Below are 24,928 nucleotides of genomic sequence, written 5' to 3' on the forward strand. Positions count from 1 at the left end.
GTGGTGTTATTAACAAAAAGTAAAAAAGAAATACCTTTAAATAGAGTAAGTACAGTAGACACTAAAGCTGATATTTTAAATTCTATATTAGATGTATCAGTATTAAGCATAAACACTGGAGCAGTTGAAGTTACTAATAGTGCAGAATTTAAATTTGTATTAAAAAATGATAAGGTAGAAGGAATTAAGAATTTACTATTAGTTGAAAATAAAGATAAATGTAATGAAGAGTCTTATAATGAAGATACAGAAATAGAAGGAAATATAAGTTATAAAGAAAAGTATGCTTATAAAGTTAGCTTTAAAGATATACTAAAATATACTTTAACTAAGAGTAAAATACATTTTATTTTACCTGTAGGGTATATATTTGATAAATTAGATTCTACAGTAGGGCTTGATAAAGTAGGTGAGTATTTAGAAAAGTATAGTGGAAATATTGAAGATATAGGAAATAAAGTATCTGATTTTCCAATACTAACAATAATACTATTTATTACTTTATCATTAATACTAATTTATGCTATAGCAACAATAATTTGTCTTGTTTTAGACTATATAAAATATTATGATTTTACTTTATGCAGAGAAGATAATAATATATCTATACAATATGGATTACTTAATAAGAATAAGTTCAATTTTAAACTAGAACAAGTAAACAGTTTAAAATTAAAACAAAACTTAGCATGTCAAATGTTTGGATTATATAATATTGAAGTAGGAGTTATTGGATATGGAAAAAGTGACGAAACAAAAACAAAGTCTATATTATACCCTATAGCCAATAAAGAATTAAAAGATGAAATAACGAAAGATATATTAAAGGAATTTGAATTTAATGAAGAAGTATATAAACCACATAAAAAATATGTTCATCTTTTTTATGTAAAGAGATATGTTATAACACTACTTATAATCTTTTTAGCATTTAACCTATATGATTATGCAAACTTTGATTTTGATATAGATACTATAGATAGCGTGATAGTAGGATTTGCAATAGGTATTCAAACATTCTTAGGATATATGAGCTTTAACAATAATGAAATAGGAATAGATGATAAAAATATATTTTTAAGTAATGGAAGTATAAGAAAGAAAGTAATAATTATCCCTAAAGATAAAGTCCAATCAATAGCATATAAACAAAGTATATTCCAAAAGAATAAAAGTATATGTAATTACCATATAGATATATACTCTGATGATTTAGGAGATATAATTAAAGTTAAAAATATAGAGAAAGATTTAATCTTTACTTTAGAAAATAAAATAGTATAAAAATAACCCTCTATCTAGAAAAGTGATAGAGGGTGTTTTTATAATAAAACAAATATGATACTGTGGTATAGGGTTAAAAAAATATAAATATGAAGAGATTAAATCGCATATAAATGAAATAGTAAATTATAGGAGGCATAAATTGAAATATTTACATATAATGATTTTATCAATGTTACCAATATCAGAACTTAGAGGTGCTATACCAATAGGAATAGCATTAGACTTAAATCCTATAGGTGTATATATAGTTAGTGTAATTGGGTCTACTTTAGTTTCTATACCATTAATACTAACGTTTAGGCATATAATACATTTTTTAAAAAGAAAGAATTTATTTAAAGTAATAGTAAGTAAAATAGATAAAAAAATTGAGTCAGGTACGAAAAAACTAAAAAATGTATCTATTGTAGGTATAATACTATTTGTAGGAATACCTCTACCAACTACTGGTACATGGACAGCATCTGCAATAGCATCGATATTAAAGATGAGAATAAAAAGTGCACTTTTAGGAGTACTAATAGGCAACATGATGGCAGGGGCTATAGTTTCTGCGTTAGCTTTACATATAATATAATATACAAATAATTTATAAATTTACAGAAAAAGGCTATCTAAATTAGATAGCCTTTTTTATAGAAAAATAAATAGTTGTGATATAATAAATATTTGAGTATGGAATAAATAAAATTAGGGGGCAAATATGTTATTCAGTTCAGTGACATTTTTATTTTTCTTTTTACCAACAGTATTTACCCTATATTACTTATCTCCAAGTAAAATAAAAAATTATATATTATTATTTTTTAGTATAGTATTTTACTCATGGGGAGGTCTATTATACTTGCCATTACTGATAATATCAATAATAGCAAACTATATATTTGGACTTAAAATAGATAAATACAAAAATAACGATAATAAAAAGAAAAACACATTAATAGTAGCAATAATATTTAATATTTTATTTTTAGGCGTATTTAAATATACAAATTTTATAACAGACAATATAAATACAATATTTAACACAGCCATAAATATACCTATAATACCATTACCAATAGGTATATCATTTTACACTTTCCAAGCAATGAGTTATGTAATAGATGTATATAGAAAAGATGGAAAAGTACAAAGAAATATATTTAATCTAGCACTATATATATCAATGTTTCCACAGTTAGTAGCAGGACCGATAGTAAGGTATCAAAGCGTTGACGATCAGATAACTCATAGAGAACATAATATGGACAAGTTCAACTTAGGTATGGAAAGGTTCATAAGAGGATTGTTTAAGAAAGTAATAATCTCAAACTCAGTAGGAGAACTATCAACTTTAATATATTCACTATCATCTTATCAAATGAGTGTATCAGTAGCATGGTTAGGTGCAATAGCTTATACGCTTCAAATATACTTTGATTTTAGTGGATACTCAGATATGGCAATAGGTCTTGGAAAAATGTTAGGATTTGAATTCTTAGAAAACTTCAACTATCCATATATATCTAAAAGTGTAAGTGAATTTTGGAGAAGATGGCATATATCCTTAGGTTCGTGGTTTAGGGATTACATTTATATACCACTTGGAGGAAATAGAGTAAGCAATATAAAAGTATATAGAAACCTAAGTATAGTATGGTTAGTAACTGGAATATGGCATGGAGCAAGCTGGAACTTTGTAATATGGGGAATATACTTTGGTCTATTTATAATGGCTGAAAGATTATTCTTACAAAAGTTGCTTAATAAATTACCAAACTTTATACAACATGTATACTTATTAATAATAGTAATATTTGGCTGGGTACTATTCTCTAAGCCAGATTTAAAATCAGCAATAGATTATATGAAAATAATGCTAGGTGTTTCAGATTATCCATTTATAAATGGTTATACAACATTTTATATTAATCAATATGCTTTAGAACTAACAATAGCAATAATACTTTCAACACCAGTAATAAAGTATACAAAAAGTACAATAAAAGGTAGAAAAATTTCAAAAACAATAAATGTATTAAAACCACTAGTATTATTTAGCTTATTTATAATAACTACAATATACTTAGTAAACTCTACATTTAATCCATTTATATACTTTAACTTCTAGGAGGAAACGATGAAATACAAATACACAACATCAATACTTGTAATTGGATTTACATTGTTCGTAGGGGTAATGTCAATCCTAACACCAGACAAGTTAACATCTCAGCAAGAAGGTAGAACTTTACAACCACTTCCTAAAGGTGAAACATTTGAAGAAGGAAGCTATAAAAAGGAATTATTAAATGGAGAAGCTTTTAAAAAATGGGATAATTACTTTAGTGACCATATATATGGAAGAAGTAAATTAGTAAATACCTATACAGATATGCAAATGAGTTTAGGCAAAAAATATATAAATGGAATTTATTTAGGTGAAGATAATGAACTTATAAAATCAGATAACTACGGAATGTATGATGAAGAATATAGAACTAAAAGAGCACAACATTTTAATAAGTTCGCAGATAGATTTAGCAATGCTAAAGCTTATTTAGTAAATATACCAAATAAAAACTATGCATATGAAGAAAAAATGCCAATAAAAGATTTTAAATCAGGGCAAAGCATCTTTATAGGAGATATACTTAATAAAATAGACAAAGAAAAATAAAAGTATTAGATTTAACAGAGGAGATAAGAAAAGATGAAAATAACTACTATAAAACAGATCATCATTTAAATATGAATGGGGCATATAGTAGCTATAAATTCATAATAGAAAATATAAATAAAGATATACCACAAGTACAAAAACCAAAGGAAAAATCAGACTTTGAAATAAAAACTTATGAAGACGTATTTATAGGATCATATGGTAGACAAGTACTAAATGTAGTAGAAAAAATGGATGATATCCAAGTATATAAAGATAAAAACTTTAATAACTATAAAGTCTATAACCAAAATAAAGAAGCGAAATTGTTTTATGAAGAGCAAATTTCAAAGGATAAACTAGATAATGACTATGGGGTATATTTAGGTGGAGATAACCCACTTATAAAAATAGAAAATAATCAAAGTAATAACGAACTAAATGTAGTAGTTATAGGAGATTCAATGGACAACCCTATAACACCTTTATTAGCTCCTCATTTTAAAACAACATATAGTTATGATTTAAGAGGATACGAAAATAACTTAATAGAAGATATAGAAGGTATAAATCCAGATATAATTTTATTAATAGGTGCAAGTAATAACTATATAATGTCAACAGATATATTCAACTGGGATAAAAAATAGAAATTAGGTGAGAAAAATGGACAACAAGTTAATTAGCAAATTTAAAATTAATAAATCATCAATAGTGGAATTAATTAGTTGGTTAGTTGGAGGAACTTTATTATTTCTTATATCAGAGTTCTTGCAAAGAGAAAGTATAGTAGATGTAATTACATTCTTTAAAGATAGAACCAACGCATTTTTTATAAACTATCTAATAATACTAATATTAACATCAGTAATATTTATACTAAAAAGAAAGAAAACAGGTTACTTAATAATAAGTACAATAGTAATATTACTATCAATAATCAACAAAGTAATGCTAGAAATAAGAGGGATGCCAATAACTTACTCTGACATATTTTCAATAAAAGATGGTTTAAGTATTGCAAATAAATATATAAATATGAAAATGGTAATTCTAGTATCAATATGTTTATTAATAGTTATAGGAACTATAATATATGTATTTAAAAAAGAAAAAAAATCAAAAAGAATAACTAGCTATACAAATATACTTATAGCGCTATTATTAGTAGGAGTATACTCTGTAAGACTAGACAACCTTAAGGAAAGAAAAGTAATAAGCCCACTAAGATGGGACTTAAAAGAATCATATAGACATAATGGGTTTATGTATTCACTATTAGATTCATACTTTGGATATAAAAGAGAAAAGCCAAAAGACTATGATAAAGCATCTGTAGAAGATATAAAAAATGAAGTGAATTCTGTGCAAGCATCAAACATTAATTCTTCATCAAAGAAAGAAAACAAACCAAATATAATATTTGTTCAGCTAGAATCATTTATGGATCCAACACTAATAAAAGAAGCAAAATTTAGTGAAGATCCAATACCTAACTTTAGAAAGCTATCTAATGAAAATAAAAGTGGATATATTAATGTTCCAGTAATAGGTGGAGGAACAGCTAGAACAGAATTTGAAGTACTAACAGGTAATAACTTTGATTACCTTATACCAGGTGAAATACCATACGATAGTTTTGTAAAGAAAAAGAATGTAAACTCAATAGCAACAACACTTAAAAATCAAGGTTATGGTGCTCATATAATGCATAACTTCCAAGGTAACTTCTATAATAGAAACCTTGCATTTAAAAATCTAGGATTTGATACATTTACATCAATGGAATATATGCAAAATCTAGAAGATACTCATTTAGGTTGGAGAAAAGATATTGTGCTAGCAGACTATATAGAAAAAGCACTTAATAAAACAAAAGAAAGTGATGTAGTTTATGCAATAGGGGTAGAAGGACATGGAGGATACCCTGATTATGATAGAGGAGAAGAATTCCCTATAAAAGTAGAAACTAATTTACCTGATAAAGATATGTATCAACTATATAACTATGCAAACTTGCTAAAAGGAAGCGATGATTTAGTAGGTAAAGTAATAGAAAATGTAGACAAGAGAGAAGAAGATACAATAGTAGTATTTTTCTCAGACCATTTACCTAAGCTTAATATATTCTCAGGAGATAACATGTATATAGATAAATATGAAGTACCGTATGCTATATATAGTAATTTTAAAATAGATAATGAGAAGCAAAATTTAGAAGCATATCAGTTAAGTACACTAATGTTAGGATTAGCAGGAGTTGAATATGGGCCAATGGAAAGTTTACATGCTAAGGATGGAGGTAAGGAAAATTACCAAGAACAATTAGAGTTAGTTCAATATGATATGTTATTTGGTAAACAATTTTACTTAAGTGATAAAGATAAATACAAGGGAAGTTCTATGAAAATGGGGCTTGATGATATAGTTGTAGAAAAAGTAATTAAAGACAAGGACACTATGATTGTAAAAGGTAAGAACTTCACAAGTTGTAGTTATGTATATGTAGATGGCAAAAAAGTAGAAACTACATGGATAGATGAAAATACCTTAAAAATAGGTAATATAGACAAAGGTAAAAGTTTAGAAGTAAAGCAATTAGGTAAGTATGATGGAGTACTTAGTTCTTCAAATAAAATAAATATTAACAAATAAATTGCCTTGTTAATAGTATAATACCCTTATAGTAGACACGTAAAAGAAAGTATCGTATAATGATGCTAAATGTGACTATTATAAGGGCATTTTTTTATAACTAAAAACATAATAAATACAGTCTAAGGAAGTAGAGATAGGGAAAAATAAATATAAGTCATCTGAATTTTGCACAGGATAAGGAATTAGAGAAGGTGTTATATTATCTTTTAAAAGGAGTAAGTTATGAAAAAAGTAGGTATGAGAACTATTAAAACAGGTATCGGAGTAGTTATATCGTCGATACTTGGATTCATAGCAACTGGTAATTCACTAAACCCATCTATAGCATGCATTATATCAGTACAAGATTCTGTAAGTGGGTCATTAGAAGTAGGTAAAAATAGAATGTATGGTACGGTCTTAGGAGGTATAATAGGATATCTATTTATCTTCTATAATCCAGGGAATTCACTCTTATCAGGATTAGGAGTAATATTAACTATTTACTTATGTAATTTACTTAACCTTAATAGTGGAGCATCAATAGCTGCAATTACATTTTTATCTGTTCAAATAGGATTTACTGTTTCAGAAGATGCTCTTTTATATTCTATAAATAAAGTATTTGAAAATGCAATAGGCGTTGTAGTCGGAATAGCAACTAATTATTTACTAGCTAGACCGAATCATTCTATTAGTATTTATTCAAATTTTAAGCAAGTAGAAAATAATACAAATAAATTCTTGAAATTTAAGCTACTTGAAAGCAAATCTAAATTTGAACCTGAGTTTTTAGAAGATAAAATAAGTGAAATAGAAGAAGTACATAAAAAATTATTGAAAGAAGCTGATTATAGCAGGCAAGATGCTGATTTAGTTAAAATTGAAGAAGGAATAAATATTTGTAAGACATTACATTCTCATATACAATCTATAGAACTATTAAGTAAAAAGGTTTATTTAAATAAGGAAAATTATGAAGTAGTAAAAAAATTATATAAAAAAGATAAAATAAAGCTAAGTCAAGATGAGGAAAATAGTCCAGTATTTAATTATCATTTGAAAGAGATTATAAAAGGAAAAGAAGAACTTAGGCAAATATTAAAAGATTCAATTAAATAATTTAATTGAATCTTTTTTAGTATAAGTAGCTTTATTTTAATGTCAATAAGTATTAAAACTAAATTATATATGATATTATTATTAGTATGTAAAAAGGGGGTCGAAAAATAATGGTTTTTAGCAGTTTAGTATTTCTATTCGTATTCTTCCCGATAATACTATCTATGTACTATATATCAAAAGATAAATATAAAAATTACTTGTTATTAGCAGCAAGTTTATTTTTCTATGCATGGGGTGAACCTACATATGTAGTAATAATGCTAATATCAATACTAGTAAATTATATAGGTGGATTATTAGTAGGAGAAACAAAAAAAGGAAATATAAGAAAAGTAGGATTAATACTTTCTATAGTATTTAATATATCAATGCTAGGAGTTTTCAAATACGCTGGATTCTTTGTAAGTAATATAAATAGTTTACTAAATACAAATATACCAGTTCCACAAATAGCACTACCACTTGGAATATCATTTTTTACATTCCAAGCAATGAGTTATGTAATAGATGTATATAGAAAAGATGCAAAAGTTCAAAATAGCATATTAAAGCTATCTTTATATATAAGTTTATTTCCACAGCTAGTGGCAGGACCAATAGTGCGTTATCAAACAGTGGCAGACCAAATAGATCATAGAGAACATACAATAACTAAATTTGCAGATGGAGTAAATAGATTTATAATAGGTCTATCTAAAAAGGTTATATTATCTAACTCTTTGGGAATGTTAGCTGATTCAGTATTTAATACAGGAAGCAATGAACTAACAATAGTATCATCATGGTTAGGTATAATAGCGTATTCCCTACAAATATTCTTTGACTTTAGTGGGTACTCAGATATGGCAATAGGTCTTGGAAAAATGTTTGGATTTGAATTCTTAGAAAACTTTAACTATCCATATATATCACAATCAGCATCTGAATTTTGGAGAAGATGGCATATGTCACTTGGTTCTTGGTTTAGAGACTATGTTTATTTCCCATTAGGAGGAAGTAGAAAAGGTACAGCAAGAACTTATATAAACTTATTTATAGTATGGTTTTTAACTGGATTTTGGCATGGAGCAAGCTGGACATTTATAGCTTGGGGACTTTACTTTGGATTATTAATAGGACTTGAAAAAGCATTCTTAGAAGAAAAAGTACTTAAGAAAGTAATAAAGCCTATAAGACATATATATTTATTAATATCAGTTATGATAGGATGGATATTCTTTAGAGCAGATAGCTTTAGTTATTCAATATCATTTATAAAGACGATGTTTGGTGTAGGAATTAATAAATTATATAATGGACAAACATTAGCATATATAAATGACTACTTAATAGTAATAATAGCATCAATAGTATTTAGTATGCCTATTATAAAATACATCAAATCAAAAATAGAAACTAGAAATAAAGAAATCTTAGAAAAAGATTATATATATATAATAAATTCAATAGTATTAACAATACTATTTTTAGTCGTAATATTTAAATTAGTAAACTCGACATATAATCCATTTTTATACTTTAGATTTTAGGTGGTGACTTTATGAATAATAGAAAAGCAATGTATTTAATAGTACCATTTTTAAGTATTGTATTTGGAATTGGTATTATAAATTTAATAAAAAAAGATAAAGAAATAAGTGAAGCTGAAAATAGGAATTTACAACAAAGACCTACAATAGAAAATCTAAAGGAAAAGAACTTTACAACAACATATGAGACATACTATACAGACCAATTTATAGGTAGAGATAAATTATTAAAGCTAGATACAAAGCTACAAATACTTAGCAAAAAATCAAATATAAAAGGTCATTATATAACCGATGATGGATGGATATTAGGTGGACCTGCAACAACTAAAAAGACAGAAAATGATTATAAAGGAGCAGTAGACTTATTAAATGATGCGGCTAAAAAAGCTAAGGAATTAGGAAAAGAAACATATTATGTATCTCTACCTCATAAGGTTAACACACTAGATTATATGTATCCAAAATATATAGAAAAAAATTATGGAATGGAAAATAGTGACTTATTAATATCAATGATTAATAAAAGTAATATTAAAACCATAGATATTGGAAGATATTTTAAAGATAATTTTAGTAATAAGGAATTAGAAAAATTTTATTTTAAAACAGATCATCATTGGAACTCTATAGGAGCATATAAGGCTTTTGATTATATGATTGAAAAACTAAATCAAAGTGGATATATAAACGTAGATTTAAGTAAATATGATTATGAGACTAGTTATTTTAAAAATAGTCCATTTATAGGAAGTTACAATAGAAATTTATATACATTATTTGATACTAATGAGCCTATACCATATGTACATATGGATAGAGAATATAATAATAGCTATTATGAAATAAAGAATGGTGAATTTGAGGAAGTAGAAGAATCCTATATAATAGGGGATAGATTTAAAGAACAGGATATGACATATGGCGGCGCATATACTGGAAATCATTCTTATTATAAAATCGTTAACGAAAAAGCGGTAACAGACAAAAAGATATTATTAATAAGAGATTCTTATCAAGCTCCACTAACTTGGCTGTTTTCAGATATATTTAAGCAAGTAGAAGTTGTAGATCCAAGAAATGTTAATATGAATATAGATGAAATATTAAACAAAAGTGATAGTGATATGGTTATGATAATGTTTAATAATGGACTTAATGTAGAAGAAATGATGAACAATATAATGAAGTAGAGAAGAGGACCAGATTATGCTGGTTCTCTTTTAAATTATTACAAAATGTAAACATAATATAAGATGTATTGATATGGGATAAAAAATAATGTACAATAAGTTCATAATAGGAATATATTAACAGGTATATTCTGATAAAAACATGAGGTGAGAAATTATGTTAAAGAGAAAAAAGAAAGTAATAGCGAAAGTAATGGCTACGACAATGTTAGCTTCGACTTTAGCAGTAACATTTGCACCTGGTGCAAGTGCACTAGAGCCAAGAGCTACAGTAAGTAGTTCAAAAATAGCAGGAGATAATAGATATGAAACAGCAGTAAAAGTAAGTGAAGCTGGATGGACTTCAGCAAATAATGCAGTACTAATCAATGGAGAAGCAGGGCTTGTTGACGCATTAACAGCAACTCCATATGCAAATCTTAAAAATGCTCCAATCCTTGTAACACACAAGGACAAGTTAACACCAGTAACAAAGACAAGACTTACTAAAATGGGTGTTAAGAATGTAGATATAGTAGGTGGTACGGCAGTTGTATCTGAAAATGTAGTAAAAGAATTAAAAGATATGAATATAACTGTAAATAGAATATCTGGAAGCAACAGATACACAACAGCAGTAGCAGTAGCTGAAGCTATGGATAAGATAAGCGATGTGTCTAGAGTATCGGTAGTAAATGGTGCGACAGGACTTCCTGATGCAGTAAGTATAGCAGCACCAGCAGCATATAACAAAATGCCAATATTACTATCAAATCCTAATACAGGACTTAAAGACTCTAAGGCATTTATAGATAGAGAAGATATATCAAGATCTTATGTTGTAGGGGAAACGGCAGCAGTATCAGATACAATAATGAATTCATTACCAGGAACAAAAGTAAGATTAGGTGGAGCTAGAAGACAAGAAACTAATGCAAAAGTTATCAAAGAATTCTATCCATCTAAATCATTAAGTAATATATATGTGTCTAAATCAGGGCAAGTTAGCAGAGCTGATGAACTTGTAGATGCTCTAGCAGTAGGTGTACTTGCAACTAAGGAAGATGTACCAGTTATGATAGTTGGAAATAACTTAGATGCTTCTCAACAATCTTTATTAGCGTCTAAAGAATTTACAAGAATAACACAAGTAGGTCACGGTATACCAGAAGCGAGTATAAATGCAATAAAAGCAACTCAAGCAGATACAGAATCTAAAGTGAATAGCGTATCTATGGTTAACTATAAAACTATAAAGCTATATGGTAGTGACTTAGATAAATTAAGTGCTTCAAATATATATATGAGTGGAAACTCTGTTAGAAGTTACACTACAAATAGCTCTGGAACAGAAGCTACAGTAGAATTTAATAATGCATTTAATAATGGGACTAACACTGTAAGAGTTACAAGTAACTTAGGAAACAGTACTAACCATAGTTTTACATATAGTGCCGAAATAAGTAGTGTTCAAGCTACAACTAAAGAAGTTGGAACATCTGGGGTTCAATATGTAGAATTTACAGTTAATGGAAATCAAAAAAGAACTGTAGATGAGTTAAAGGCACTTGGATGGACAGTAGAATTTAAATCAACTAAAAAAGTATTCTATAACCAATCAGAACCAACTGAGCCTAAAACTACATCAAATACTGGAAAATTAGTAACAAGTTTAACAGCAGGTGACATGAGTACAGATTCTGTATTTGACTATGAAGTAATACTTAAAAAAGGAAGTACTGAACTAAAGAGTGGAAAAGCAGCTGTAACAGTAGTAAATAGAGCGGTTCAGTATAAAGAAATAAAATCTTATGAAGTTAAACTAGATGATGTAAAAATAACTAGTAATAGATTGGTAGTAGATGAAGAAATAGCAATAGATACAATTAAAGGCACAGATTTAGACAATAATGAAGTAACTATAGGGAACTATACATTAGCATCATCTAATCCGTCTGTAGCAGTAGTAACTAACAATGGTAAAAAGCTTAAGGCTATTTCAACAGGGTCATCAGAAATAACAATAAAGAGTGGAAATGTAAGTAAAAAATTTACTATTACAGTTTCAGCAGATAGACGTAAAATGAATAGTGTTAGACTAGATAATTCTAGTGTAAGATTAGTTGAAAATAAAGCAGGTAATGTAGTAGCAACAGTTACAGATCAATACGGAGATCCAATTAAAGGTAAAACTTTAACATTAAGAAGCACAACTATAAACTCAGGAAGTACACCAATAGCAACTGCACTTGCTAATACTCCAACTGATAAAGAAGGTAAAACAACTATATCAATATCAGCACAAGCTTTACCAGAAAAAATGAGCACTGCTAGTGGAACACTATATGTAAAGAGTGAAACTAATGAAAGCTCAAATCTTGCAAGTGTAACGATATATGTTTCAAAAGATGCAGTAGAAAAATCTTGGAAGTTAAATTTAGCTGATGCTAAGAAAGATACTTCACTAGATATGTATAAAGCAGAAAATGATAATGAAGTAGTATTAAAACTTAACAACTATAATAGCGGAGGATATTTATTAGGTGAGGAAGATACAATAGGCACAACATCTAGTGATGATGCTAATACATTTTGGGTTAAGACTTTAAATAAAGACATAGCAACAGTTGAAACAAGTGGTGCTAATATAACTGTAAAGGCGGGAACTAAAACAGGTAATACAACTATAGAAGCATACAAAGGAAAAACTAGAGTAGCAAGTATTTCTATATATGTTAAAGATACAACACCTAAAATAACTTCAATAGCTATGAATGATTTAGGAACTATAACTAAAGACAATGTTAAAGAAGGTAGAGCAACAGTAAAAATAGAAGATCTAATAAATTCAACTATTATAGGAAGTAAAACAGTTGTTGAAGGGGTATCTATGACTGGAACTAAAGGAGAAGTATTATTTGGAAGTAATACTGATGGGTCAAAAATACTATTTGTAGATAGCAAAGATGGTGCTAAAGCTAATGGAAGTTATGATGATGGAGAATTAATATTAGCTACACTAGAGCTAATAAGTGATATTGGTACAGTATCAGATAATAAAGACATTGTAACTGTAGTTCAAAAAGAGAGTGCAAAAGTTACAGGAAGTATAATTGTAAAAGTGTATCATGGAGAACATGAACTTAACGAAAATCCATTTATGACAAAGGTTATAAGTGTAGATATAGCAGCTAAAAATTAATAGAAAATAAAAAGACTTGGTCAAATGACCAAGTCTTTTTTGTGAGAAATACGTTAAAGAGAATAAATTATTTATTTTTTTAACGTATTTTTATTATACAATATGTTCGACAAAAAATAAATATATATATAAAATAAATTAATTTAAAATTAAAATTATAAGATATAGAATGAAAAATAACACAACAAATATGGTGATAAAAGTATTAAAACGATGAATGATGTCGAAATATGATGCGAATTGAAAAGAATGTTGAAAAATAAACGTTTTTGACGAACGAAAGTTAGTAAAAATATGCATAAAATTATTGAAAATCGATTGTATATATACTAAGATTGATTTGTGAGAAATACGAAATGAAATACCGAACAGGTTACATATAAAGAGATGAATTTATATAATGTTGGGGAGGAACGAAATTATGTTAAAGAAAAAGAACATAGCAATGGCAATGGCAGTTGCAACAGTTGCGACTTCAGTTGCACCAGCTTTCGCTGCGGTTAAAGACCAAAATGTAGACGAAGCTACAATGATATCTAAAGTAAAGGAAATGTTAAATACTAAATACTTTGGAACAGAAGATTCAGTTTACACTATACAAATAGTTGGTGGAAAAGAAGTTAAGGAAATAAAAGATTTAGAAGCTGCTATAGCTATGGCTAAAGTAGAAGATAAAACAGTAAAATTAAATATAACTGATAAAGGACATGTAGTAGTTAACGGAAGAATATTAGATAAAGTAGACGCTAAATACAGATTATATTCTTCAGATGATTTAATGTCAGACGTTAATACAGCTGTAACAACTTTAACTAATAAAGTTGTCAGATCAGTAGCTCATTATGATGCAGATGGAAATATAGCTGATACAAATGTAGTTGAATCTGTAATAACTTTAGTTAATGGAACAGAAATAAAATTAGCTGTAGGAGATAAAAAATTAGATTTTACTAAGGCTATAGATAGAAATGGAAATCAAGTATCTTTACCAGTATCTACTACTGAAATAGGAAAACAAATAACTAGATTTGAAACTTTAGAAACTACGATGGCTGAAGTTACTATGCCATCTAAGCAATTAGATTCATTAGTATTCAATGCTAAAGAAGATACTAAAGTAGAGAAAAATTTATCTGATTTATATAATGCTAACGGATATACTAAAGAAGGAAAATCATTCGTAGATAAGGTAATAGCAATAAATGGTGCTGATACTAAGCAAGAAATATACAATGGTAAAGAATATAAAGTTAAAAAAGAATCTTTATCAAACGTAAAAGTTAATAAAGAAGGAAAATATGAATTAGTTCTTACTTTAACAGTTGCACAAGGTGACGACACAGTAGATTTAGCTAAAAAAGGAAAAGTAGTTAAAATAGTTATAACGTCTGATTCTAATAAAGATCTAAACAAGGTTGCAGAAGATATGGCTTTAACTACAGGAACTGTTACTGAAGGTAAAGGAAAATACAAAACTTTAGCTGGAGCTAACAGATTTGAAACAGCTATAGAAATAAGTAAAGAATCATTTGCAAAACATGACAAAGAAACATTAGATGCTGATGAAGTTAAAGCAAGCTCTGTAGTTTTAGTTGGTCAAGATGCTATAGTTGATGGTTTAGCAGCAGCTCCTTTAGCTAAGCAAAAAAAATGCTCCTGTATTATTAACTAAGAAAGAAGCTATATCTGATAAAACTATGGGCGAAATAAAGAGAGTTATACCTAAAAACTCTACTGTATACATAGTTGGTGGAGAAAACGTAATATCTAAAGACGTTGAAGCTCAATTAATAAAAGAAGTAAATGCTAAGATAGTAAGATTAGCAGGAGATACTAGATATGAAACATCTGTTAAAATAGCACAAAATATGAAAAAAGTAACTGGTTCGACTATGGAACAAGCTTTCGTAGTTGGTGGATTTGGTGAAGCAGATGCTATGAGTGTAGCAGCAGTAGCAGCAAACAAAACTACTGGTACTGATATAGCTCCAATAATAGTATCTAAAGAAGATGGTCTTACTCAAAATGCGAAAGACTTCTTATATGCTAATAAAACTGCATTAACTAATGTAGACGTAGTTGGTGGAACAACTAAAGTTTCTAAGCAAGTTATAAAAGACATAGAAGCTAACGTAGATTCAACAGATACTGTTGCAAGAGTTGCTGGAGATAACAGACAAGAAACTAACGCTAAAGTTATAAGCAAATTCTATGCTAAAGGTGATGCATCAGCATTAACTGGTGTATATGTAGCTAAAGATGGTATTCAAGGAAATGGTGTGCTAATAGATGCATTAGCAGTTGCTCCTTTAGCAGGAAGAACAGCTACTCCAATAGTATTAGCTACAGATAAATTATCTGAAGAACAAGTTAATGTTATAGAAAAGAATGCTAAAGATACAGATAATGCTATGACTCAAGCTGGTCATGGTATAGCTCAAACTGTATTAGATAAATTAGTAAAATTATTATCTTTATAAGATAAATTAAATAAAGTTAAAGAATAACTCTAGATATAAAATCTAGAGTTATTTTTATTATTATAAACAATAAAAGTAAATACCAAAAATAATCACAGTCTACTCATTAAAATAGCCCAAATACAATCACTTTGCTTTAAAATTATGATATAATTTAAAGTAACTTATAATTTGACAAAATACCTATAATACACATAAATAAAGCAAAGGAGATTAATCTATGCTGCAAATAGCAGACTCTATAAACACTATAATACAAGCAGTCTTACTAGCCTATATACCATATTACTGCATCAAAAAAGACGGCCTTATAGAAGGTAAAAAAGGTAAAATAAAATTAATAACAAGTATAGTTGTAATGTTATTATCAATAACTATACTAACTAATATAATGGGCGGAACATCCTTATCAGTTATTTCTATGAATATAACATGTATGTTAATATTAGTTTGTTTTTATATTAAAAACTATGAGAAAATAGTAATCTCATATGCAATCGCTTACTTAATATTTCAGATGACCGCTATTTTATTTAGTAATATAAAATGGTCATATATACAAGGTTTAGTTTTTATAAAAAATGAGGACTTGTCTACATTAGCAGTTATATATGTACCTATGATTTTAATCGAAATTTTAGTACTTTTATATGTGGATAAAGTATATAAATTATACAAACATATAAGTAGAAAAAAATATGCATTTGATATATCTATTATAGTGACTTTTTCTTTAGATATTATATTATCTCTTTCGCTAATAATTCATGGAAATGATGATGTATTTTTTAAGAACTTATTTATAATTTTTTTAATGGGACTTTTAGTACTTTTATTTTTATATTTTATAAATACAAAAAACAAAATGGATGAAATAAGTAAATTAAATAAGGCGCTACAGGAAAAAAATAATGAATTAAAAAAGATTAAACATGACTATGGTTCTCAAATTTCATATATAAATGGATTATATATAATGGAGCAATATGAAAGACTAGGTAGTGTTTTAAAAGATGTTATAAGTGGTAATAATGCTATCTCTGATAATTTAAAAATATTATCTAATTCAGAGTCGATTATATCAATTATTCTAAGCTCATTATCAACACGTGATGTAAACGTTATTGTAGAGGAAGAATATGATATATCAAAACTTGATGTATCTGAATATGATCTTCAAAAGGTAATTTCTAATATTGTTAAAAATGCAGTTACTGCTATGGATGGAAATGGGTTAATAGTTATAAAGACTTATAAAATATTTTCAAATGTTTATATAAATATTAAAAATGATGGACCTAAGATAGATGATGTAATTATAGATAGAATATTTGAACCAGGATTTACAACTAAAAATAGTAGTGACAATGGTTTTGGTTTAGCTATAGTAAAAGAGATGGTTGAAAGTAATAACGGGGAATTAACTGTTTCAAGTAATAATGATTTTACAGAATTTAAAATAATGTTTAAAGTACAAAAATAGATAGGTTTTTCCTATCTTTTTTTGTGCTTTAAATTATTTATAATTTTTCTATAATTTGCACATATTAAGTTATAGTAGTAATTAAAGTGTAAATATAATTAAAACTTAATAAAATTAGTAAATATTACAAAAAAACTAAAAAATTGTAAATATTTATGGTATAAATATATTAATAAATTTAAGTAAGATGGAGGGCATCATGACTAATCAAAAGAAGAAAAAAGGTTTTGAACTACCTACAGCCTATAGCATATTGTTATCAATAACAATTGTAATAGCAGTAGCTACACAGTTTTTACCTGTTAAACCAGCAACATTATCAGATGTTGTAATGTCACCTATAAACGGTTTAAAAGATGCAATAGATATATCTTTATACGTACTTTTAATGGGTGGATTTTTAGGTGTTGTAAACAAGACAGGAGCATTAGATGCTGGTATAGGTTCAATTGTAAAAAAGCTTAATGGAAAGGAACTTCTACTAATTCCTATACTTATGATAGTTTTCTCATTAGGTGGTACAAGCTATGGAATGAGTGAAGAAACTTTAGCATTTTACGCATTAATTACAGCAACAATGATGGCAGCAGGGTTTGATTCATTAACAGCAGTGGCTACAATATTACTTGGAGCAGGCTCTGGGGTACTAGGTTCTACAGTAAATCCATTTTTAGTATCAGCAAGTGTAGATTCCCTAAAGGCTTCAGGAATTGTTGTAAATCAAGCTGTGATTATAGGTATTGGAGTTGCTTTATGGCTATCATCATTATTTATATCTATGTTCTTTGTAATTAGATACGCAAAGAAAGTTAAAAATAATAAAGCAGAATCAATATTATCAGAGAGAGAATATAGCCAAGCTAAGGAAGCTTTTATGGATAATAAAGAGGAGACATTGGAGTTTACTCCAAGAAGAAGAATTGTGTTATGGCTATTTGGATTATCTTTTGTGGTTATGATACTTGGTGTTATACCATGGGAAAGATTTGGTGTAGAAATATTTAAAAATACATCTATATTAACAGGAAGTGCTCTTGGTAACTGGTGGTTCTCTGAGCTTGCTGTTTGGTTTACTATAATGGCTATAATAATAGGTGTTGTATATGGACTTAAGGAAAAAGAAATAGTATCAGGAATTCTTGAAGGTGCATCTGAAATGGTCGGTGTAGCACTTATAATTGGTATATCAAGAGGTGTATCTGTTATAATGTCAAGCACTGGTCTTGATGCGTATGTGCTAAATAATGCATCTCAAACTTTAAGCGGTATGTCACCTATACTATTTACTAATATGGCATTTTTAATATATATTGCTTTAGCATTTTTAATTCCTTCAACTTCGGGATTAGCTAGTTTATCAATACCAATATTTGGGCCACTAGCTAAGAGTTTAGGATTCTCACCGGAGATAGTTATATCTATATTAAGTGCAGGTAGTGGTTTAGTAAACTTAATAACTCCAACATCAGGTGTTATCATGGGTGGACTTGCTATCTCTAAGGTGGAGTATAGTACTTGGGTAAAGTTTGCAACTAAAGTGGTAGTATGTATATTTATATCATCAGCTATAATACTTTCAATAGGTATGATGTTTTTAAAATAATATAAAATAGATAGGATTTTTCCTATCTATTTTTTTATTACTCATTAAACATTTTACAAATACTTAAATAAAGCTCCTTTTTCTCATCACTACTATACTTATCACTAGTAAATACAACGCTGCAAATACCTATAACCTCATCATAGGGGTTAACTTCATATTTATTACCTCGGTTGCTACTAATACCTAATAGGTAAGCAAAAGAAACATCAAAAAAATTACATAAATCTTTTATAATTCCAAATTCGAGAAGCTCAATATATTCATTACATAAACTATCAGTTTCTATAAAATATCCATAGCTTTCATAAAATCTCTTTTTAAAACTTTCACAGTCTAAATTTCTTTCAATGCATAACTGCATAAATCTTTCGTTAAATTTAATCATGTATACCCCCACAAAAATAAAAATAAAATTAAATAATAATACGAAAATGAACAAATGGTCTGTAAAAATATGGAAAATATGTTCGATAAAGACTTGAAAAAATTAGCTACAAATTATGTAGCTTTTATTAAATATTTTTAAAGTATGTATCAGATACTATTTTAAATAAATTATTTTTATCTTCTTGAGTTGTATTATTATTTTCAAGAACCCTATTAACTGCGTTAATAGCTTCTAATAATAAATCAACTTCTTCGTTTGGTTTATCTGATTTTTTATTATCACTTAATCCAACTAAATAATCTATTGAAACGTTAAAGTAAGAAGCAAAATCTATTAAAGCGTCAGTCTCAGGCCTTCTTTTATCATTTTCATAATGTGATATAGATGATTTAGAAAAAGTGTAACCATATATACTATTAAAATCATCTGCTAACTCTTGTTGTTTAAAATTTTTCTCTATTCTTAATTCTTTAAATCTTTGACCGAAAGTTACCATATACCCACCTCACCATACTTAAAGTATAGTATAAAGTTTCTTGAAAGTAAATTATTAAATGAAAATTTAGGAAAAAATGTTAAATTTTATTGAAAGTTTCTTTTTTGTATACTACTATAAAAGTATAGACTACTTAGAAAAAACTTTTGTATAAAAAGTTAACATAAAAGAAATTTAATTATTAAAGTTAATTACTGGGGAGGAATCTATGGGCTATTGTTTTCACAAGATGAACAAACATATATTGCAGTTTGATCCAAATATAAATTATCAAAAGGTTAAGTTTAACCACTATGTAATGAGAAAAGTTAATTTAAATAATATGAAGGGCGAGTTGCCTAATGGACAATTTAAAATAAGTATGAGAAGTGCAGCATCTGATTTAGATATATCTGTAAGTACTGTTTATAATTTATTAAAAAGTTTTGAGGTATTAAATATTGTGAAACTTATAAGAAAGGGTGGCAAAGATCATAGTTATTCTATATACAAATACATAACTGATGAAGAAAATCAAAAAACAGTTGTTAAAACAGTTATAAAAAATGATATAAAAACAGTACAGTATAGTGATATCAATAATCAGGAAGGTGTATATGAAACACTAGATAAAACACATACAAAAATAGATAGCGAAACATCTAATATAGAGAATATAAATAAAGATATAAAAATATACACGAGAGTGATTGATTATTTGAATAAAAAACTAATAAGAATTTTAGACCAAATACTAATAAAACTATGTCTTGTATAGATGCTAGAGTAAATGAAGGTTTTACACTTGATGATTTTTATAAGGTTATAGATATAAAGTCAAAACAATGGCTAAACACAGATATGGAACAATTCTTAAGACCACACACCTTATTTAGCAATAAGTTTGAAGGATATCTAAATGAAAAGCAAATTGATTATAAAAAAGACCTATCAGAAATTACACCATGGGAAGTTGAATTTGAATATTAGATAAGTTTAAAGGGGGAAGGGGTTATGTCTTGTCTTGATGCTATTAATATAGAACAATGTGTTCTTGGAAGTTTAATGGTTGATGAAATGTTAGCTTTTAAGATTGATGATTTACATGAGGATATGTTTACTGTTGATTTTAATAAATATATTTTAAAAATTATGAAAAGCTTATATAAAGAAAATAAAAGTTTTGATATTCAAACTATAAAAACTAAGTTAGATGAAAGAGAATTAGATGTACAAGTTTCATATTTAAGTAATTTATCAGCTATGGGGCAGACTTATGCAATTGATACTCATATAGATATATTAAAGGATAAGTGGATTAGAAGAAATGTTATAAAAAGTTGTACTAACTTTTTTCAAGATATTGGACAAGGCGAAGATATTAATAAAAGCGTACATAACTTTGAAAATAATCTTAGTAAAATTTTAAATGATGAAGATGATTATGGTGATAGTATGACTTCTATTTGTGAAAATCTATTATCTTTCTTAGAAAGAGATGATGCCACTGGATTTAGATTTGGTATTGATTTATTGGATGATGTTATAGGTGGCTTGTTTAATGGGGAACTTACTACTATTGCTGCTAGAAGTGGTGTTGGAAAAACTGCTCTAGCTCTTCAAATTATGCTAAATGCCTTAAATCAAAAAAAGAAGGTATTATTTATTAGTAGAGAAATGAGTAATCTTCAAATATTTATGAGAAATATAACTAAAAAAACGGGCATAGATACTAAGAAAATGAAGTACAAAGACCTTAATGAAGAGGACTGGAAGAAAATCATTAGTGCTATGGAGATGTTTAATAAAAGTAATTTGATATATATAAATGATAAGATAAGTACTATTAGTGGGATTAAAAGAAGGATTAGGCAACTAAAGCCAGACCTTGTAATTGTAGATTATGTTCAATTGCTTAGTGTTGAGTCTAATATGCAAAATAGAGAGAGGGAAGTTGCTAGTTTATCTAGGGAGCTTAAAAATATTACTTTAGATTTTGAAATTCCAGTTATTCAGTTAAGTCAGCTAAATGATGAGATGAAGGATTTAAGACCTTGGGGAGAAAGACCAATGAGAGATAGTAAGGCTATTTTTCATGATAGTAATAATGTTATTTATATTCATGAGCCTGTTGGGTGTGATTTAGAAGAGGCTATTGAAAAAATAGGAAGTGATAGAGATAGCGTATATGCAGCTAAGGAGAAGGGGATTAAGCTAGTAGATTTGATTATTGCAAAATGTAGAGATGGAGAAACTAAGTTTAGACATTATTGTTATAATGGGCCAAGACTACATTTTCAAAATATAAAATATTAGGGGGCTTGTATGTACAAAGATTTTAGAATTGATGATATACCTTGTGATCTTAAAGATATTTGTGAGTTTATGGGGGTGGAGATGTTTATTGACTTTTGTGATAAGTTTGGAGGAATTCATTTATATTTTCCAAGTAAAAAAAAGTGTACTTAGATCTAGTAGAAATAGAGAGATAAAGAAAAATTATAATGGTAAAAATGCTAGAGAACTTGCTCAAAAATTTGGAATTAGTGAGATGCATTTAAGAACTCTAATTAAAGAAAGTTAAAAATAAAAACATACTCATTTTAACAAAAATGAGTATGTTTTTATTTAGATGAATATATTAAATTACAAATAAACATATTCATTTTGACAAAAATGAATATGTTTATGATAAAATGATAATATTAATATATAACTGGAGTGGTAAAATGAAATCTATAGAAAATAACAAATTACAAAATATAGCACTACCTATGAATATAGTAAGATTATTAACCTCAATAAATGAATATAAAGGAAAACAAGAACTATATAATCAACAGTCTCCTCAGATGTTAAATACTTTAAAAGAGGTATCTATTATACAAAGTACGGAATCTTCAAATAGAATTGAGGGAATATATACATCTAGTAAAAGATTGAGTGAAATAATGAGTAATAAGGTAGAACCGAAAGATAGAAGTGAAAGTGAAATTGCAGGATATAGAGATGTGCTAAATACTATACATAGTGCATATGATGCGATACCAATAAGCTCAAGTGTAATATTGCAGTTACATAGAGATTTATATAAATTTTCACCGTCTAATGGAGGTAAATATAAAAGTTCTAATAATATAATAGAAGAAACATTACCCAATGGTAGCAAGTTTGTAAGATTTGAACCAGTAGATGTTTTTTATACAAGCGGATACATGGAAGAACTATGCAAATTTTACAATTATGAAATTAGCAAGGAAAATGTAGAACCATTAATCCTTATAGGATTGTTTATACTAGATTTTTTATGTATACATCCATTTAATGATGGAAATGGTAGAATGTCTAGATTATTAACATTATTACTTTTATATAGAAGTGGATATGAAGTAGGTAGATTTATATCTATTGAGAAAATAATAGAAGATAGCAAGGAAACATACTATGAGGCTTTAAATAAGTCGTCTATGCTATGGCATGATGGACAACATAATATAAATATATGGTTAGAGTATTTTTTAGGTACAATTTTAAGAGCTTATAAAGAATTTGAAGATAGGGTTGGAATTGTTATAAATACAAAAGGGAGCAAAAGTGATAGAGTAGAAAAGGCTATTGAAGGAGTTTTAGGTTACTTTACTAAAGAGAAGATAAGAACTATTTGTCCTGATGTTGCTGAATCTACTGTAAATAGAGTTTTTGATAAGCTAAAAAAAGAAGGTAAAATAGAAGTAGTAGGTAAGGGTAGAAATGCTAAGTGGAAAAAATTAAAGTAAAAAGGGCTAATTAATAAGCCCTTTTTTATTTTTTATCTAAGAAAAATCCAAATAAACAACATATTACTGAAAATAAAAATGCCGTTAATATAGAACAAGAAATACCATCTATAGTAGATTCTAATACTCCTATTATTATCATATTTAAAGGTACATCTATAGTAAAATAAAGTGCATTTCGCTGAGTGTTTGTAAGACCTTTTACATCTTTTAAAACTCTAAAAAAGCATTCTACTACTAAATCCAATGGTAGACCTATAAGAACATATATAATAAAAAACTTTGCTAGTGATGATAAACTATCATATTCAAATCCTAATAATGATAGAAGTATTCCTCCGAAAACGAACGTTAATACAAAGATTACTGCTAGTAATATAGATCCAGCAACAACCATACTTATAGTGTCTTTTGTCTTCTTAAAGCTTTCCATAAAATTCCTCCCATACGGAATTATTATATAATATATTTGAAGGAATTTAAATGAGAGAAATAACAAAAAAATAAAAATGGCTGATAAATTTATCAGCCACTTTTATTCCTTATAGAGCTAAATCATATTCAGTTGTATCAGTGGTAACAACCTTAGCTTCTATTAAAGAAACAAGAGTTGCACCATTTGGAGCAAATATATCCCTTGCCAATATAATTTCCATAGCTGAAATTATTTCTGCTTCATTTAAATCAGCTCTTGGATTATCCACTGATATAGATATCCTTTTATCATCATTAGCCTTAAAAGTCATTATTAATTTAGTTTTACTTTCCATAATATACCCTCCTATTAACCTTTATAAATTTTGAGCAACGGACCTGGTTTTTAGGTCGTTTGAGCCACGTGTGGGCGAACCACTTGAGCGACATGAGCGCAGCGAATTTTATTCTTCTATAGAAGTGTTGTCTATTTTACAAACTTCCATTAATGTATGTTCTTGAAGATTAGCTATTGCAGTTGCAACTTCATATACATCTTCGTTGCTAGCAGTAGCTTTAACATTTGAGTAAGTCTTATTTTTTACTACTGTCTTACCATTTTCATTTTTACCACAGTCAAATCTCATTTTTAATCCTGATGGATTTTTAGTTATTACTAGAGCCATCTTAAATACCCCCTTTAAATTTTT

The 24,928-nt window shown here is 27.6% G+C and carries 25 protein-coding genes; 20 read left to right on the top strand and 5 right to left on the bottom strand.

From position 1 onward, the window contains the following. The 14 genes from BN899_RS00200 to BN899_RS00265 form a co-directional block, all read left to right on the top strand. A partial coding sequence (locus tag BN899_RS00200) for a PH domain-containing protein (RefSeq protein WP_147568451.1) occupies positions 1-1,284 on the top strand: 1,284 nt, incomplete at its 5' end. 142 nt (positions 1,285-1,426) lie between these two features. Further along, positions 1,427-1,864: a COG2426 family protein gene (locus BN899_RS00205; protein ID WP_042271229.1), complete on the top strand. Its 438-nt coding sequence runs from the start codon at positions 1,427-1,429 to the stop codon at positions 1,862-1,864. Positions 1,865-2,131: 267 nt separating this feature from the next. Continuing rightward, on the top strand, positions 2,132-3,400 hold the full coding sequence (locus BN899_RS00210) for an MBOAT family O-acyltransferase (RefSeq protein WP_330362394.1): 1,269 nt from the start codon (positions 2,132-2,134) through the stop codon (positions 3,398-3,400). 9 nt (positions 3,401-3,409) lie between these two features. Continuing rightward, complete coding sequence (locus BN899_RS00215; protein WP_042271235.1) at positions 3,410-3,949, top strand: hypothetical protein; 540 nt, start codon at positions 3,410-3,412, stop codon at positions 3,947-3,949. Positions 3,950-3,972: 23 nt separating this feature from the next. Further along, on the top strand, positions 3,973-4,581 hold the full coding sequence (locus BN899_RS00220; RefSeq protein ID WP_242824032.1) for a DHHW family protein: 609 nt from the start codon (positions 3,973-3,975) through the stop codon (positions 4,579-4,581). 16 nt (positions 4,582-4,597) lie between these two features. Next, the gene (locus BN899_RS00225) at positions 4,598-6,586 is read left to right on the top strand and encodes an LTA synthase family protein (protein ID WP_042271240.1); all 1,989 of its coding nucleotides are present in this window, start codon (positions 4,598-4,600) and stop codon (positions 6,584-6,586) included. A 225-nt stretch (positions 6,587-6,811) separates the two neighbouring features. Further along, entirely contained in the window at positions 6,812-7,690 is an 879-nt protein-coding gene (locus BN899_RS00230; protein ID WP_042271243.1) for an FUSC family protein, read from the top strand. A 110-nt stretch (positions 7,691-7,800) separates the two neighbouring features. Then, entirely contained in the window at positions 7,801-9,222 is a 1,422-nt protein-coding gene (locus tag BN899_RS00235) for an MBOAT family O-acyltransferase (protein ID WP_042271245.1), read from the top strand. 11 nt (positions 9,223-9,233) lie between these two features. Continuing rightward, positions 9,234-10,415, top strand: a complete 1,182-nt coding sequence (locus tag BN899_RS00240) for an alginate O-acetyltransferase AlgX-related protein (RefSeq protein ID WP_042271247.1) — start codon at positions 9,234-9,236, stop codon at positions 10,413-10,415. Between the two features lie 157 nt (positions 10,416-10,572). Further along, complete coding sequence (locus BN899_RS00245; RefSeq protein ID WP_052356455.1) at positions 10,573-13,596, top strand: cell wall-binding repeat-containing protein; 3,024 nt, start codon at positions 10,573-10,575, stop codon at positions 13,594-13,596. Positions 13,597-14,017: 421 nt separating this feature from the next. Next, on the top strand, positions 14,018-15,268 hold the full coding sequence (locus tag BN899_RS00250; protein ID WP_042271249.1) for a cell wall-binding repeat-containing protein: 1,251 nt from the start codon (positions 14,018-14,020) through the stop codon (positions 15,266-15,268). Positions 15,269-15,293: 25 nt separating this feature from the next. Then, on the top strand, positions 15,294-16,076 hold the full coding sequence (locus tag BN899_RS00255; RefSeq protein ID WP_042271253.1) for a cell wall-binding repeat-containing protein: 783 nt from the start codon (positions 15,294-15,296) through the stop codon (positions 16,074-16,076). Between the two features lie 220 nt (positions 16,077-16,296). Further along, positions 16,297-17,559 (top strand): sensor histidine kinase, encoded by a 1,263-nt coding sequence (locus BN899_RS00260; protein ID WP_042271258.1) that lies wholly within the window; start codon positions 16,297-16,299, stop codon positions 17,557-17,559. 199 nt (positions 17,560-17,758) lie between these two features. Then, a complete protein-coding gene (locus BN899_RS00265) occupies positions 17,759-19,162 on the top strand; it encodes a YfcC family protein (protein WP_042271260.1) in 1,404 nt (467 codons plus the stop codon). Positions 19,163-19,199: 37 nt separating this feature from the next. On the opposite strand, the gene BN899_RS00270 is transcribed toward BN899_RS00265, so the two are convergent. Both BN899_RS00270 and BN899_RS00275 read right to left on the bottom strand, forming a co-directional pair. Next, positions 19,200-19,550 (bottom strand): hypothetical protein, encoded by a 351-nt coding sequence (locus BN899_RS00270; protein WP_042271264.1) that lies wholly within the window; start codon positions 19,548-19,550, stop codon positions 19,200-19,202. A gap of 127 nt (positions 19,551-19,677) precedes the next feature. Then, positions 19,678-20,049: a helix-turn-helix domain-containing protein gene (locus tag BN899_RS00275; protein ID WP_042271267.1), complete on the bottom strand. Its 372-nt coding sequence runs from the start codon at positions 20,047-20,049 to the stop codon at positions 19,678-19,680. 208 nt (positions 20,050-20,257) lie between these two features. Here BN899_RS00275 and BN899_RS18485 point away from each other — a divergent pair, with 208 nt between their 5' ends. The 6 genes from BN899_RS18485 to BN899_RS00295 all read left to right on the top strand — a co-directional run bounded on the left by BN899_RS18485 (position 20,258) and on the right by BN899_RS00295 (position 23,804). Next, the gene (locus BN899_RS18485) at positions 20,258-20,806 is read left to right on the top strand and encodes a transcriptional repressor (protein ID WP_052356456.1); all 549 of its coding nucleotides are present in this window, start codon (positions 20,258-20,260) and stop codon (positions 20,804-20,806) included. Beyond that, the gene (locus BN899_RS19425) at positions 20,794-21,018 is read left to right on the top strand and encodes a conserved phage C-terminal domain-containing protein (RefSeq protein WP_052356458.1); all 225 of its coding nucleotides are present in this window, start codon (positions 20,794-20,796) and stop codon (positions 21,016-21,018) included. The genes BN899_RS18485 and BN899_RS19425 overlap by 13 nt, the downstream gene beginning before the upstream one ends. Positions 21,019-21,042: 24 nt before the next feature. Further along, complete coding sequence (locus tag BN899_RS00290) at positions 21,043-22,344, top strand: replicative DNA helicase (RefSeq protein ID WP_042271270.1); 1,302 nt, start codon at positions 21,043-21,045, stop codon at positions 22,342-22,344. Between the two features lie 9 nt (positions 22,345-22,353). After that, positions 22,354-22,497, top strand: a complete 144-nt coding sequence (locus BN899_RS19175; RefSeq protein WP_161628730.1) for a hypothetical protein — start codon at positions 22,354-22,356, stop codon at positions 22,495-22,497. Then, a complete protein-coding gene (locus tag BN899_RS20905) occupies positions 22,442-22,612 on the top strand; it encodes a Mor transcription activator family protein (protein WP_350339257.1) in 171 nt (56 codons plus the stop codon). Before BN899_RS19175 ends, BN899_RS20905 begins: the two co-directional genes overlap by 56 nt. Before the next feature lie 145 nt (positions 22,613-22,757). Beyond that, a complete protein-coding gene (locus BN899_RS00295; RefSeq protein WP_042271273.1) occupies positions 22,758-23,804 on the top strand; it encodes a Fic family protein in 1,047 nt (348 codons plus the stop codon). Positions 23,805-23,829: 25 nt separating this feature from the next. On the opposite strand, the gene BN899_RS00300 is transcribed toward BN899_RS00295, so the two are convergent. The 3 genes from BN899_RS00300 to BN899_RS00310 form a co-directional block, all read right to left on the bottom strand. After that, a complete protein-coding gene (locus BN899_RS00300; protein WP_052356460.1) occupies positions 23,830-24,237 on the bottom strand; it encodes a YrvL family regulatory protein in 408 nt (135 codons plus the stop codon). Positions 24,238-24,346: 109 nt separating this feature from the next. Beyond that, positions 24,347-24,574, bottom strand: coding sequence for a DUF2922 domain-containing protein (locus tag BN899_RS00305; protein WP_042271276.1), 228 nt, complete (start codon positions 24,572-24,574; stop codon positions 24,347-24,349). Positions 24,575-24,682: 108 nt separating this feature from the next. After that, on the bottom strand, positions 24,683-24,904 hold the full coding sequence (locus tag BN899_RS00310) for a DUF1659 domain-containing protein (RefSeq protein WP_042271279.1): 222 nt from the start codon (positions 24,902-24,904) through the stop codon (positions 24,683-24,685). Positions 24,905-24,928: the final 24 nt, after the last annotated feature.

Source organism: Faecalimicrobium dakarense, from assembly GCF_000499525.1.
Classification (GTDB): domain Bacteria; phylum Bacillota; class Clostridia; order Peptostreptococcales; family Peptostreptococcaceae; genus Faecalimicrobium; species Faecalimicrobium dakarense.